The sequence below is a fragment of the Curtobacterium sp. VKM Ac-1395 genome (assembly GCF_015350975.1).
Classification (GTDB): Bacteria; Actinomycetota; Actinomycetes; order Actinomycetales; family Microbacteriaceae; genus Curtobacterium.
Map to the genome: position 1 here is coordinate 293,489 of NZ_JADKRX010000002.1, position 13,532 is coordinate 307,020.

Genomic DNA, 13,532 nt, shown 5'->3' on the forward strand with positions numbered 1-13,532 from the left:
CTAGGCTTGCGTCGTGGTCACACGGCTCTCGCATCTCTTCCTCCGTACGCTCCGCGACGACCCCTCCGACGCCGAGGTGACGAGCGCGAAGCTCCTCGTCCGCGCCGGGTACATCCGTCGCCAGGCCCCCGGCATCTTCGCCTGGCTGCCGCTCGGCCTCCGGGTCCGCGCGCGCATCGAGGGCATCATCCGTCAGGAGATGGAGCGCGCAGGTGCACAAGAGGTGCTGTTGCCGGCCCTCGTCCCGCGTGAGCCGTACGAGGCCACCAACCGCTGGACCGAGTACGGCGACGGCATCTTCCGACTCAAGGACCGCAAGGACGCCGACTACCTCCTCGCGCCCACGCACGAAGAGCTGTTCGCCCTGCTCGTGAAGGACCTGTACTCCTCGTACAAGGACCTCCCCGTCACGCTCTTCCAGATCCAGGACAAGTACCGCGACGAGGCCCGCCCGCGCGCCGGCCTGCTGCGTGGCCGTGAGTTCACGATGAAGGACGCCTACTCGTTCGACGTCACCGACGAGGGGCTCGACCGCAGCTACCAGACGATGCGCGACGCCTACGAGCGCATCTTCACCCGCCTCGGCCTCGAGTACGCGATCGTCAAGGCCGACGCCGGCGCGATGGGCGGCTCGAAGTCCGAGGAGTTCCTGCACCCGATCGCCGTCGGCGAGGACACCTACGTGCGGAGCGCCGGCGGCTACGCGGCGAACGTCGAGGCCTACGTCACCGCCGTGCCCGACGCCCTGCCGATCGACGGCCAGGCGGAGCCCGTGCTGCTCCCGTCCGCCGACACCCCCACGATCCAGACGCTCGTCGACCACGCGAACCAGGTCGCCCCGCGCGACGGTGCTCCCTGGACCGCCGCGGACACCCTGAAGAACGTCGTGCTCGCGCTCACGCAGCTCGACGGCACGCGTGAGCTCGTCGTCGTCGGGCTGCCCGGCGACCGCGACGTGGACCTCAAGCGCGCCGAGGTGGCCTTCGCCCCGGCCGAGGTCGAAGCCGCCGGCGACGACGACTTCCGGAAGCACCGCGGCCTCGTGAAGGGCTACATCGGCCCGCAGGTGCTCGGCGCCGACAGCGCGTCCGGCATCCGCTACGTGGTCGATCCCCGCGTGGTCGACGGCACCGCGTGGCTCACCGGCGCCAACGAGCGCGGCATCCACGTCGCCGGGCTCGTCGCCGGTCGTGACTTCGTGGCCGACGGCGTCGTCGAGATCTCGGACGTCCGTGCCGGCGACCCCGCACCCGACGGCTCCGGCCCGCTCGAGATCGCCCGCGGCATGGAGATCGGGCACGTCTTCCAGCTCGGTCGGAAGTACGCCGAGGCACTCGGCCTCAAGGTGCAGGACGAGAACGGCAAGCTCGCCACCGTCACGATGGGCTCGTACGGCATCGGCGTGACGCGCATCCTCGCGATCCTCGCCGAGGCCCACAACGACGAGAAGGGCCTCGCATGGCCCAAGCACGTCGCCCCGTTCGACGTGCACGTGGTCGCGACCGGCAGGGACACCACCGCCTACGACCTGGCGGAGTCGATCGTCGCCGAGCTCGAGGGCGACCGCTACGACGTCCTGTACGACGACCGTCCGAAGGTCTCCCCGGGCGTCAAGCTCCGCGACGCCGAGCTCCTCGGCATGCCGATCGTGGTCGTCGCGGGCCGCGGCGCAGCCGACGGCATCGTCGAGCTCTGGAACCGCGTGACCGGCGACCGCACCGAGGTGCCGGTCGCGCAGCTGCGTGAGGCCGTCAGCGCGATCTAGCGGCGCACGCCAGCCCTGGTCGCGACCAGGACACGGACGGGAGGCCCGGTGCCAGCTGGCACCGGGCCTCCCGTCCGGTGCGGCCGGGGTGCCGTCGGCGCGTCGTCCCGGAACCGGCGGCGTGCGCCCACCGTCCGTACCGGCGCAGGTGGGCGACCCGCAGTGCGGTAGTCTGGACGCCGACTTCTGCGCGGTTCCAGTGTGCAGGAGCGACTCATCTGAATACGGAGGCCCTCGGTGAAGATCGATCTCGCAGTCCTGCGACTCATGGAGCGTGAACGGGAGATCCCGTTCGAAGAACTCGTCCAGATCATCGAGTCGGCCATCCTCACGGCCTACCACAAGCACACCGACGAGAACGGCGAGCCGGCCGACGCACAGTCCCGCGTCGAGCTCGACCGCAAGTCCGGTGAGGTCAGCGTCTTCGTGCCGGAGCGCGACGACGAGGGCACCGTCATCGGCGAAGCCGTCGACCAGCCGAGCGACTTCGGTCGCATCGCGGCGTTCGCGGCGAAGCAGGTCATCAACCAGCGCCTGCGTGACATCGGGGACGACAAGATCCTCGGCCAGTTCCGCGGGAAGGAAGGCGACATCGTCGCCGGTGTGGTCCAGCAGGGCCCGAACCCGAAGATGGTGCACGTCGACCTCGGCACCGTCGAGGCGATCCTGCCGCCCGAGGAGCAGGTGCCGGGGGAGTCCTACACGCACGGCTCGCGCATCCGCGTGTACGTGACGAGCGTCGGCCGCGGCCACAAGGGCCCGCAGATCATCGTCTCCCGTACCCACCCGGGTCTGGTGCGCAAGCTGTTCGCCCTCGAGGTCCCCGAGATCGCGTCCGGCGTGGTGGAGATCACCTCGCTCGCCCGCGAGGCCGGTCACCGCACGAAGCTCGCCGTCAAGGCGAACGAGCCCGGCGTGAACGCCAAGGGTGCCTGCATCGGTGAGCTCGGCGCCCGCGTGCGTGCCGTGACGACCGAGCTCGGTGCCGAGAAGATCGACATCGTCGACTGGTCCTCGGACCTGGCGACCTTCGTGGCCAGCGCGCTGTCGCCGGCGAAGGTGACGAGCGCGTTCGTGCTCGACGCCTCGACGAAGGCCGTCCGCGCCCTCGTGCCGGACTACCAGCTGTCGCTCGCGATCGGCAAGGAAGGGCAGAACGCCCGCCTCGCCGCCAAGCTGACCGGTGCGCGCATCGACATCCAGCCGGATTCGATCCTCGACGAGGACTGAGGATCGACATCCAGGCAGGTCGTCGAGGCTCGATCCTCGACGAGGACTGAGACCGGAACTGAGCAGCGGAACCGGCGTTTCGCTCGTGGCGAGGCCCCTCCGGGCGCGCCGGATCGCGGTCGTCGGAGGCAGGGAGTAGAGTGGTCGCCGTCAGAACGTGCATCGGCAGTCGCCGTCGCGCACCCCGATCCTCCCTCCTCCGAGTCGTCGCCCTGGGCGAAGGCCTCGTGGTGGCGGATCCGAAGGCAGTCATGCCGGGCCGGGGGGCGTGGCTCACACCGACCGTCGAAGCGTACGAACTGGCCGTCAAGCGCCGGGCTTTCCGCCGGGCGCTGCGGCTGGGACGTGAACCGGACACGTCTGCGGTGCTCGAGTACCTGCGGCGTCTGCCCGAAGTGGAACCCATCCACGAGCGGCAGATCGACGCGGACGAGCGCACGGACACGACAGAACAGGCTGAACGGCTTATGGACAACTGATGAGCGGCTCGAAATGAGACCCATCATCCAGTGAGTCCTGCCCCTTGACGGGGTGGGACCCGTGAAGGAGAACAGTGGCGAAACCACGCGTACACGAGATCGCAAGCGAACTCGGCGTCGACAGCAAGACCGCACTCGAGAAGCTCAAGGAGCTTGGCGAATTCGTCAAGGGACCGAGCTCGAGCGTGGAACCCCCCGTGGCACGGAAGCTCCGTGCTGCCCTGCAGGCCGAGAGCGCAGCAGCGTCCTCGAAGCCCGCCGCAGCCCCCGCCCCCGCGGCGGCATCGGCTGCGCCCAAGCCCGGTGGCCCGAAGCCCGGACCGAAGCGTCCCGCGCCGGCCCCGGAGCCCGAAGCCCCCGTGCGGCAGCCCGAGGAGTCCGACGTGCCCGTCACGCCGGCACCGAAGTCCGTCGCGCAGCGTCAGGCTGAAGCTGAGGCTGCCCGCAAGGCCAAGGAAGCCGAGAAGGCCGCCGAGTCGACGGGTGAGTCGTCGTCGACCGATGACGCCCCCAAGAACGACGCCGTCAAGCCGGGCAGCGCCAAGCCGTCCGCAGCCGGTCCCAAGCCGGGTGGCCCGAAGCCGGGTGCCCGTCCCGGCAACAACCCCTACGCGTCGAACCAGGGCATGGGCTCGCGCCCGCCGCGCCCCGGCAACAACCCCTTCGCGTCGAACCAGGGCATGGGACAGCGTCCCGCCGGTGCTCCCGGTGCCGCTGGTGGGTCGGGCATCCCCCGCCCGCAGCCCCCGCGTCCGGGCGCACCCCGCCCGGGTGCTCCGCGTCCGGGTGGTCCCGGTCAGGCCAACCGTCCCAACGGCTTCGGGCAGCGCCCGGGCCAGGGCGGCGGCGGTCGTGGCGGCCCCGGTGGCGCACGTCCGGGTGCCGGTGGCGCCGGTGGCGGATTCCCGCGTCCGGCGTTCAGCGGCCCGCGTCCCGCCGGTGGCGGCGGCCGTGGTCGTGGCCCCGGTGGCGGTACCGCAGGTGCCTTCGGTCGCGGTGGCGGCAAGAGCCGTGCCCGCAAGTCGAAGCGGACGAAGCGCGCCGAGTACGAGATGCGGCAGGCGCCGTCGCTCGGCGGCGTGCAGGTCCCTCGTGGCGACGGCAACACGGTCATCCGTCTCCGTCGTGGTGCGAGCATCTCGGACTTCGCGGACAAGATCGACGCGAGCCCCGGCAACCTGGTGACGGTGCTGTTCCACCTCGGTGAGATGGCGACCGCGACCGAGTCCCTGGACGAGGCCACCTTCGAGGTCCTCGGCGAGGAGCTCGGCTACCGCATCCAGGTCGTCTCGCCCGAGGACGAGGACCGCGAGCTCCTCGAGGGCTTCGACATCGACATCGACGCCGAGTACGCCGACGAGGACGACTCCGTCCTGCAGCAGCGTCCCCCGGTCGTCACCGTCATGGGTCACGTCGACCACGGCAAGACCCGCCTGCTCGACGCCATCCGCAACTCCAAGGTGGTCGAGGGCGAAGCCGGCGGCATCACGCAGCACATCGGTGCGTACCAGATCGTCGCGCAGCACGAGGGCATCGACCGTCCGATCACGTTCATCGACACCCCCGGTCACGAGGCCTTCACCGCCATGCGTGCCCGTGGTGCGCAGGTGACGGACATCGCGATCCTGGTGGTCGCGGCGGACGACGGCATCATGCCGCAGACGATCGAGGCCCTGAACCACGCGCAGTCGGCGAACGTGCCGATCGTCGTCGCGGTCAACAAGATCGACAAGGACGGCGCCAACCCGGCGAAGGTCCGCCAGCAGCTCACCGAGTACAACCTGGTGGCCGAGGAGTACGGCGGCGACGTCATGTTCGTCGACGTCTCCGCGCGGCAGAACATCGGCATCCAGGACCTCCTGGACGCCGTGCTGCTCACCGCTGACGCCGGGCTCGACCTGCGTGCGAACCCCGACAAGGACGCCCGCGGTGTCGCGATCGAAGCGCGCCTGGACAAGGGCCGCGGCGCCGTCGCGACCGTGCTCATCCAGTCCGGCACGCTCCACGTCGGTGACGCCATCGTGGCGGGCACGGCCTACGGCCGCGTCCGTGCGATGACCGACGAGGACGGCAACCCGGTCTCGGCCGCCACGCCGAGCCGCCCGGTGCAGGTCCAGGGTCTGTCCTCGGTGCCCCGCGCCGGTGACACCTTCCTGGTCACGGAGGAAGACCGTACGGCCCGTCAGATCGCTGAGAAGCGTGAAGCGGCCGAGCGCAACGCCCAGCTGGCCAAGGCCCGCAAGCGCATCTCGCTCGAGGACTTCACCCGTGCACTCGAAGAGGGCAAGGTCGACTCGCTCAACCTCATCATCAAGGGTGACGTCTCCGGTGCCGTCGAGGCACTCGAGCAGTCGCTCCTCGACATCGAGGTGGACGACAGCGTCCAGCTGCGCATCCTGCACCGCGGTGTGGGTGCGATCACCGAGTCGGACATCGACCTCGCCACGATCGACAACGCCATCGTCATCGGCTTCAACGTCCGCCCGGACGTCAAGGCCCGTGAGCGTGCGGCGCGTGAAGGCATCGACGTCCGGTTCTACTCGGTCATCTACAACGCACTCGAGGACATCGAGCAGTCCCTCAAGGGCATGCTCAAGCCCGAGTACGAAGAGGTGCAGTCCGGTGTCGCCGAGATCCGCGAGGTCTTCCGGTCCTCGAAGTTCGGCAACATCGCGGGTGTCATCGTCCGCTCCGGCACGATCACGCGCAACGCCAAGGCGCGCGTCATCCGTGACGGTGTGGTCCTGGCCGACGGACTGGCGATCGAGTCGCTCCGTCGCTTCAAGGACGACGTCACCGAGGTCCGCACGGACTACGAGGCCGGCATCGGTCTCGGCAAGTTCAACGACATCCAGCCCGGCGACGAGATCGAGACCACCGAGCTCGTCGAGAAGCCGCGCGACTGATCGTGTGACCACCCGAGCCCCGGCCTCCCTCACGGGAGGCCGGGGCTCACCCCGTTCGACCAGGAACCACCCGCGGGACGCTCCGTCCCGCCCCTGCCTCAGGAGGCACCCCATGGCTGACCCGCAGCGCGCACGCAAGATGGCCGACCGCATCAAGGAGGTGGTCGCACGCCGCATCGACAAGGGCCTGCGGGACCCGCGCCTCGGCTTCGTGACGATCACCGACGTCCGGGTGACCGGTGACCTGCAGCACGCCTCGATCTTCTACACGGTGTACGGCACCGACGAGGAGCGCGCCGACTCCGCTGCGGCACTGAAGGCCGCCACCGGGCTGCTCCGTTCCGAGGTCGGCAAGAACATCACCGCGCGGCTCACCCCGTCGCTCGAGTTCATCGCCGACGCCCTGCCCGACACCTCCGCGCACCTCGAGGACCTGCTCGTGCAGGCCCAGATGCGCGACGAGCAGGTCCGCGCAGCAGCCGAGGGCGCCGTGTACGCCGGCGATGCCGACCCGTACAAGCACGACGACGAGGACGACGACACCGAGTCCGACGAGGACCCGACGCGCGCCTGAGTCGTCGACGCGGCACGCTCCACGTCGAGACCGACGTCCGCGTCGGGACCGTCGTCGCGCGTCAGGACTGCGGGAGCCGGTAGCCGCTCGCGTCGTCGCCCTCCGCGAGGCCGTCGCGCAGGAGCGACGCGAGCGCCCGGTCCCGCTGGTCGGCGTCCGGCCAGACCATCGCGATCTCGTCCGGCGTGACCGGCACGTCACTCGCGCGGAGTTCGGCCATGACCAGCCCGCGCACCTGGCGGTCGCTCCCGGCGAACGCCGCCTGCCGTGGTGCCCGCGGACCCTCGTGCTCCGGGTAGCCCGCCGCACGCCAGGCGCACCGGTCCGCGATCGGGCAGGCGTCGCACGCGGGGGAGCGGGACACGCACACGAGCGCCCCGAGCTCCATCACCGCCGCGTTGGTCGCGGCAGCGTCGTCGCGGTCGTCCGGCAGCACCGCCGCCATCAGCGGCAGGTCCTTCTTCGCGTTCGCCGGGCCGGGCTGCCCCTCGCCGAGCAGTGCCCGGGCGAGCACCCGCCGGACGTTGACGTCCACGACGGGGTGCCGGTCCCCGTAGGCGAAGACCGCCACGGCCCTGGCGGTGTAGTCGCCGATGCCGGGCAGTGCCAGCAGGGCGTCGACGTCCCGCGGGACCACGTTGTCGTGCTGCTCGGCGATCACCGTCGCCGCCGCGTGCAGCGCGAGTGCGCGCCGCGGGTAGCCGAGCCGGTCCCAGGCACGCACCGCTTCCGCCGGAGGGGAGTCCGCGAGATCGCGAGGCGTCGGCCACCGGGTGAGCCACGCCTCCAGTCGGGGGACCACGCGCGCGACCTGTGTCTGCTGCAGCATGATCTCGCTGACGAGGGTGCCCCACGCCGGGAAACCGGGCCGACGCCATGGCAGGTCGCGCGCCTCGGCGCGGAACCACGCGATCAGCGGGGTCGCGATGTCGGGTCGGGGGGCGTCCTGTGGACGGTCACCGCTGTCCACAACCGGGTGGGAGGCTCCGCTCGCGTTCACCACGACAGCCTACGGTGGGTGCATGGCACGCTGGGCACCCGAAGAGACCGACACGATGGCCGCGATCGCTGCGGAGGTGATCGCACAGGTCGGCACGAACCGCACCGTCGTCGGCATCGACGGCCAGGACGGCACCGACCTCGAGCACGTGGCCGCCGCACTCGTCGCGGGGTTCGAGCAGCACGGCATCTCCGCGATGGCCGCAGCGGCTCCCTCCTCCGACGTCGACGTGCTGCGCAGCGACCTCGTCGCGCCGTTCCGCACGACCGGTGCCGGTGACGGCGTCCTCGTCGTGCACGGCCACGGGGTGCTCGGGCATGGTGCTCGCGCACTCTGGCGCTGGTCGATGTGGGTCGAGCAGGAGTCCGGTCGGCTCGAGCGTCGCGCCGACGTGAAGATCGCCGCCTCGGCGGTGCTCGACGTCACCGACCCGGAGCACCCCCGGCGCGAGTGGAACGACGCCTGCTGACGGGCGCTGCTACTCTCCTCGGGTGCTCGAAACCGCTGCAGACGGCATCCTCCTCGTCGACAAGCCACAGGGGATCTCGAGTCACCGTGTGGTGTCCATCGCCCGGCGACGCCTCGACCTGAAGAAGATCGGGCACGCCGGCACGCTCGACCCCATGGCGACGGGGCTGCTGTTGCTCGGCGCCGGCCCGTCGACACGGCTGCTCACGCACCTGGTCGGCCTCGACAAGACCTACACGGCGACGATCCGCCTCGGTGTGTCGACCGACTCCGACGACGCTGACGGCACCCCGACCGCCGCGGCCGGGGTGGCTGACGCGGACGTGTCCGACGCCGCCGTCGAGGCCGCCGTCGCCCTGCAGCGGGGTCCGATCTCGCAGGTGCCGTCCACCGTCAGCGCGATCAAGGTGGACGGTCGTCGTGCCTACGACCTGGCGCGGAAGGGCGAGAGCGTCGAGCTGAAGGCCCGGTCGGTCACCGTCTCCCGCTTCGAGGTCACCGCGCGGGGCGACGACGTCGTCACGTGCCTCGGTGCCGAGACGCACGTCGTGGACCTCGATGTCGTCGTCTCCTGCTCCTCCGGCACGTACGTCCGGGCCCTCGCGCGGGACATCGGCGCGACCCTCGGGACCGGAGCGCACCTCACGGCGCTGCGGCGCACGCTCGTCGGGCCCTTCTCCGTCGAGGACGCCATCGACCTCGAGGACGACGCCGTCGACGTCCGCGCAGCCCTCGCCCGCCCGGCCGCCATCGCCCGCGAGCTCTTCCCGGTCGTCGCCCTCGACGCGATCGCCGCGAAGGACCTCTCCGACGGCAAGCGGGTCGGCGCCGACCACCCCGACACCGACGGCCCCGTCGCCGCGGTGTCCGCCCGGGACGACCGACTGATCGGGCTCGTCTCGGTCCGCCGTGGACTGCTCCGCGTCATCACGAACTTCCCGACCCCGACCGGAGCGAACGCATGATCGAGTGGTTCACGTGGGTGCAGGTCGTGCTCGCCGTGGTCGTGGGGCTGTTCGCCGTCGTGGTCGGCTTCATCGGGTGGAAGCCGAACGACGCCACGGTCGGGTCGCTCGCCCTCGTGGAGCTGCTGCTCGTGGCGCAGCTCGTCGTGGCCCTGGTGGCACCCGCCGTGGGCAACCCGCCGCAGGGGAACGTGCTCGAGTTCTGGGTGTACGCGGTGTCGGTGCTGCTCGTCCCACCCGCGGCCATCGTCTGGGCGCTCGTCGACCGCACCCGGTGGAGCACCGTCGTCCTCGGTGCCGGTGCCTTCACGGTCGCGGTGATGGTCTACCGGATGTACCAGATCTGGTTCGCGCTGAACTGACGAGCGGTCCGGACGCGCCCCGTGGCCGATGCCGTACTGGGGACGGCCCGCACGTCGGTAGAATCGGTCCAATGGCGACCAAGTCCTCCCTCGCGACCGGTGTCGGGCGCGTCCTCATCGCCGTCTACGGCATCCTCGCCCTCGCCGCGACGGGCCGCAGCGTCGTCCAGATCGCCGAGAAGTTCTCGTTCGCGCCCTTCGCCTACACGCTCAGCGCCATCGCCGCCGTCGTGTACATCGTGGCGATGATCGCGCTGATCGTGCCCGGCCGTGCCTGGTACCGCGTCGCCTGCGTCACCATCGTCTTCGAGATGACCGGCGTGCTGGTCATCGGCACCCTGTCGTTGCTCGACCGCCAGCTGTTCCCCGATGACACCATCTGGTCGTACTACGGCCTCGGCTACGCCTTCGCACCGCTGGTCCTCCCGATCGCGGGACTCTGGTGGCTCCGGAAGCACCACCGCACGGCGGGCGCGGCGGCAGGCCCTGCCGAGCAGCCGGTCGTGGCGGCCGGCGAGTGAACGGGGGAGCGATGCAGTTCTACGAGGACGCCGCAGACGTGCCGCAGGGCTTCGGCCCGAGCGCCGTCACGATCGGCAAGTTCGACGGGGTCCACGTCGGGCACCGTGCAGTGATCGCGCATCTTGAGCGGGCGGCGGCCGAGCACGGGCTGGTGTCGACGGTGGTCACCTTCGACCGGCACCCGCTCAGCGTCATCGACCCCGTCAGTGTGCCGCCGGCGCTGACCAGCATCGCGCAGCGCCGTGAGCTCCTCGAAGCCGTCGGGGTCGACGCCACCCTCCTGCTCCGGTTCGACGACGAGCTGCAGTCCTGGTCGCCGGAGGCCTTCGTGTCGAAGATCCTCGTCGACACCCTGCACGCGAAGCTCCTCTTCGTCGGCAGCGACTTCCGCTTCGGCGCGAAGGGCGCCGGCGACGTCGCCCTGCTCCGGACCCTCGGGGCCGAGCACGGCTTCGCCGTCGAGCTCATCGACGACGTCGACCTGGTGGACGACGTCCGCCCGGACGGTGAACGCCGGGTCTCGTCGACGTGGATCCGGGAGCTCCTCAGCCAGGGGCGGGTCGCCGAGGCCGCACGACTGCTCGGTCGCGACCACGCCGTCCGCAGCACGGTGGTGCGGGGCAACCAACGCGGACGCGCCATGGGCTACCCGACGGCGAACCTCGACCCGGCGTGCGAGGGCTTCGTGCCCGACGACGGTGTCTACGCCGCACGCGTGCTGTACGACGGCACGACCTACCCGGCTGCGGTGTCGGTCGGCAACAACCCGACGTTCGAGGGCGTGCCGGCGAAGCAGATCGAGGCCCATCTGCTCGACGTCGACATCGACCTGTACGACGAGACCATCTCGGTGCTCTTCGTCTCGTTCGTGCGGGGCATGGTGAAGTTCGGCTCGATGGACGACCTCGCCGCCCAGATGCGCCAGGACGACCTCGACATCCGCCTGCTCCTCGGGATGTCCGCGCCCGTCTGAGCCACGCTCCCGGGACGACGAGACCCCCACGAGCCGCGCGCTCGTGGGGGTCTCGTGGTGTGTCGGTCGGTGCTCAGCTGCCCAGGGCGTCGAGCCAGATCTTGCGGGCGTCGAGGGCTTCCTGGGCGTCCTTGATCTTGCGGGCGTCCCCGGAGGCCTTCGCCGACTCGAGTTCGCCCTCGAGCTTGCCGATGGCGTCCTCGAGCTGGCTCGCGAGGCCGGTCGTCCGTGCCTTGCGCTCCGGGTTCGACTCACGCCAGTGCGCTTCCTCGAGCCCCTTGACGTGCTCCTCGATCGCGCGGATGCGGTCCTCGACGCGGCGGACGTCGGCGCGGGGGACCCGGCCGACCTCGTCCCAGCGGCGCTGGATGTCCGTCAGGGTCTTGCGGGCGGCGACGCGGTCGCGCTGCTGGAGCAGCGGCTCGGCCTCGGTGAGGATGGCGAGCTTGGCCTCGAGGTTGGCCGAGTACTCCTCGTTCTCCGCGCTGCTCTCGGCGTGGCGCTGCTCGAAGAGGACGTCGCCGGCGGCCTTGAAGCGTGCCCAGAGTGCGTCGTCGTGGCGCTTGCCGGCGCGGCCGGCCTGCTTCCAGTCGTCGAGCAGCTGGCGGTACGCCGGGATGGCGTCGGAGCCGCGCGACGCGAGTGCCTCGGCCTGCTGGACGAGCTCCTGCTTGCGGGTGCGGGCGTCGCGGTGCTGGGCGTCGAGTTCCGAGTAGAAGGCGCGGCGGTGCTGGTCGACCGTCGAGCGGGCGGCACGGAAGCGCTTCCACAGCTCGTTGGCCTCGTTCTTCGGGATCCGGGGGCCGTCGTGCTGGTGCTGCTGCCAGCGCGCGAACACGTCGTCGAGCTGCGCGGTGATCTGCTTCCACTGCGCGCGCGCCGGGTCCACCGCCGCGAGCGCCTCGGCTTCCTCGACCAGGCCGGCGCGGAACGCCAGTGCCTCGGCCAGGGCTGCCTGGTTCTGCTCGGCCTGCTCCTTGGTGAGCGAGCCCAGCTGCTCAGCGAGCACGGCGACCCGGTCCTCGAGCGACTTGAGGTCGCCGACGACGCGGGCTTCGGTGACCAGGGCGGTCAGGTGCTCGACGGTACGTGCGACGTCGTTCGCCGACGCCCCGCGCTGCACGCGCTGCTCGGCGATCTTCACCTGGCCTTCGAGGTCGGCGTACTTCCGCGCGAAGTAGGCGAGTGCTTCCTCGGCGGTCGCGTCGGGGTACTCACCCACGACACGCTCGGTGTCCTGGTACCGGACGTACACGGTGCCGGCCTCGTCGACCCGCCCCCAGGTCGTTGCTTCGTCAGATCCCACAGGTCTCGCCTCGATCGTGGTCGTGCATCACCGACGTCGCCGTCGGCACGGTCAGGAAGCCACCCTATTGCACCGGCGGCCCCCGCGGCCCGCGGATGCGTCGGGCTGTGGACTACCGCTGCTCGGCGATGGTGGCACCGGTGATGGTGGTGGCCACCTCCGGCGTGCCGGTGCCGTCGCTGCCGGCGTCCTCCACGCCCTTCGACGTGATCTCCGCCTCCAGGTCCGACAGGCCACTGGTCACCTTGCCGACGACCGTGTAGCCGCCGGTCGAGCCGTCGAGCGTCGTGTCGCCGTAGACGATGAAGAACTGCGTGGACTGCGAGTACGTGGAGGCGCTCCGCGCGATCGCGATGGTGCCCTTCTCGTACCGGTCGTCCTTCGGCGTGTTCTCGATCGGTCCGTACTGGAAGCCGGCGTCACCGGTGCCGTCGCCGTTCGCCGAGCCGCACTGCAGGAAGCGGAAGTCGGCGCTGGCGGCGAGGCGGTGGCACGTGGTGCCCTCGTAGAACTGCTTGCGGATCAGGTCGATCTCGACGCTCGCGGCCTGGGGCGCTCGCCTGCCGTCGAGTTCGATCCCGAGCCGGACGTCCTTGTTCAGGGTCAGCGAACCGGTCCAGGTGCGGCCCTTCGCGATCGACCTGCTCGGGACGTCGCCGGTGTTCGCCGCGGTGGCACTCGCCGACGGCGTCGGGGTGGCGGTCGCGCTGGCGGACGCCGACGGGGTCGGGTCCTGGCTGGCGTGTGACCCCGCGTACAGGAGCTGCGAACCGGTGGCGAGGGCGGCGACCGCCACCAGGGCCACGACCCCGACGACGTCGTCCCGGCGCCGACGACGTCGCTGTCGGTCGTGCAGGCCCTGCCGTGCTTCGTAGAGTCGGAGCCGCTCGCGTGCCTCGCGGGTCTCGCGCGCCTGGTTCTTCGGTGCCACGGTGCTGGTCTGCCCTCTCGTCGCAGTGTGCGACGAGCGTATCGGACCGGT

At 70.9% G+C, this 13,532-nt stretch carries 13 protein-coding genes; 10 read left to right on the plus strand and 3 right to left on the minus strand.

Features of this window, described 5'->3' with window-relative positions:
- The first annotated feature begins 13 nt into the window (after positions 1-13).
- The 5 genes from ITJ68_RS06040 to rbfA all read left to right on the plus strand — a co-directional run bounded on the left by ITJ68_RS06040 (position 14) and on the right by rbfA (position 6,954).
- Positions 14-1,765, plus strand: coding sequence for a proline--tRNA ligase (locus ITJ68_RS06040; RefSeq protein WP_194660402.1), 1,752 nt, complete (start codon positions 14-16; stop codon positions 1,763-1,765).
- A gap of 237 nt (positions 1,766-2,002) precedes the next feature.
- On the plus strand, positions 2,003-2,995 hold the full coding sequence (nusA, locus tag ITJ68_RS06045) for a transcription termination factor NusA (protein ID WP_194625511.1): 993 nt from the start codon (positions 2,003-2,005) through the stop codon (positions 2,993-2,995).
- Positions 2,996-3,135: 140 nt separating this feature from the next.
- The gene (locus ITJ68_RS06050; protein ID WP_194660403.1) at positions 3,136-3,474 is read left to right on the plus strand and encodes a YlxR family protein; all 339 of its coding nucleotides are present in this window, start codon (positions 3,136-3,138) and stop codon (positions 3,472-3,474) included.
- Positions 3,475-3,548: 74 nt separating this feature from the next.
- Positions 3,549-6,380 (plus strand): translation initiation factor IF-2, encoded by a 2,832-nt coding sequence (gene infB, locus ITJ68_RS06055; RefSeq protein WP_194660404.1) that lies wholly within the window; start codon positions 3,549-3,551, stop codon positions 6,378-6,380.
- A gap of 112 nt (positions 6,381-6,492) precedes the next feature.
- Entirely contained in the window at positions 6,493-6,954 is a 462-nt protein-coding gene (gene rbfA, locus ITJ68_RS06060) for a 30S ribosome-binding factor RbfA (RefSeq protein WP_194660405.1), read from the plus strand.
- 61 nt (positions 6,955-7,015) lie between these two features.
- Here rbfA and ITJ68_RS06065 read toward each other — a convergent pair whose 3' ends face one another.
- Positions 7,016-7,882: an A/G-specific adenine glycosylase gene (locus tag ITJ68_RS06065; protein ID WP_194660808.1), complete on the minus strand. Its 867-nt coding sequence runs from the start codon at positions 7,880-7,882 to the stop codon at positions 7,016-7,018.
- Between the two features lie 94 nt (positions 7,883-7,976).
- Between ITJ68_RS06065 and ITJ68_RS06070 the strand changes: the two genes are divergently transcribed.
- From ITJ68_RS06070 to ITJ68_RS06090, 5 genes are all read left to right on the plus strand, one after another.
- Positions 7,977-8,423 carry a hypothetical protein gene (locus ITJ68_RS06070; protein ID WP_194660406.1) on the plus strand — a complete coding sequence of 149 codons (447 nt, stop codon included), beginning with the start codon at positions 7,977-7,979 and terminating at the stop codon, positions 8,421-8,423.
- A gap of 22 nt (positions 8,424-8,445) precedes the next feature.
- Positions 8,446-9,387, plus strand: coding sequence for a tRNA pseudouridine(55) synthase TruB (gene truB / locus ITJ68_RS06075; RefSeq protein ID WP_194660407.1), 942 nt, complete (start codon positions 8,446-8,448; stop codon positions 9,385-9,387).
- Positions 9,384-9,749 carry a hypothetical protein gene (locus tag ITJ68_RS06080; protein WP_194660408.1) on the plus strand — a complete coding sequence of 122 codons (366 nt, stop codon included), beginning with the start codon at positions 9,384-9,386 and terminating at the stop codon, positions 9,747-9,749. The genes truB and ITJ68_RS06080 overlap by 4 nt, the downstream gene beginning before the upstream one ends.
- Before the next feature lie 71 nt (positions 9,750-9,820).
- Positions 9,821-10,270 carry a hypothetical protein gene (locus ITJ68_RS06085; protein WP_194660409.1) on the plus strand — a complete coding sequence of 150 codons (450 nt, stop codon included), beginning with the start codon at positions 9,821-9,823 and terminating at the stop codon, positions 10,268-10,270.
- Positions 10,271-10,281: 11 nt separating this feature from the next.
- Entirely contained in the window at positions 10,282-11,244 is a 963-nt protein-coding gene (locus ITJ68_RS06090; RefSeq protein ID WP_194660410.1) for a bifunctional riboflavin kinase/FAD synthetase, read from the plus strand.
- A 73-nt stretch (positions 11,245-11,317) separates the two neighbouring features.
- Here the strand turns inward: ITJ68_RS06090 and ITJ68_RS06095 are convergent, their stop codons facing one another.
- Together ITJ68_RS06095 and ITJ68_RS19510 are read right to left on the minus strand one after the other, a co-directional pair.
- Entirely contained in the window at positions 11,318-12,550 is a 1,233-nt protein-coding gene (locus ITJ68_RS06095; RefSeq protein WP_194660411.1) for a DUF349 domain-containing protein, read from the minus strand.
- Positions 12,551-12,662: 112 nt separating this feature from the next.
- Entirely contained in the window at positions 12,663-13,481 is an 819-nt protein-coding gene (locus ITJ68_RS19510; RefSeq protein WP_194660412.1) for a peptidylprolyl isomerase, read from the minus strand.
- Between the last annotated feature and the right edge of the window lie 51 nt (positions 13,482-13,532).

Bases quoted from the DNA above. Each gene is read 5' to 3' on its own strand.
- rbfA (WP_194660405.1), top strand. From the start codon at position 6,493: ATGGCTGACCCGCAGCGCGCACGCAAGATGGCCGACCGCATCAAGGAG.
- ITJ68_RS06070 (WP_194660406.1), top strand. From the start codon at position 7,977: ATGGCACGCTGGGCACCCGAAGAGACCGACACGATGGCCGCGATCGCT.
- ITJ68_RS06080 (WP_194660408.1), top strand. From the start codon at position 9,384: ATGATCGAGTGGTTCACGTGGGTGCAGGTCGTGCTCGCCGTGGTCGTG.
- ITJ68_RS06085 (WP_194660409.1), top strand. From the start codon at position 9,821: ATGGCGACCAAGTCCTCCCTCGCGACCGGTGTCGGGCGCGTCCTCATC.
- ITJ68_RS06090 (WP_194660410.1), top strand. From the start codon at position 10,282: ATGCAGTTCTACGAGGACGCCGCAGACGTGCCGCAGGGCTTCGGCCCG.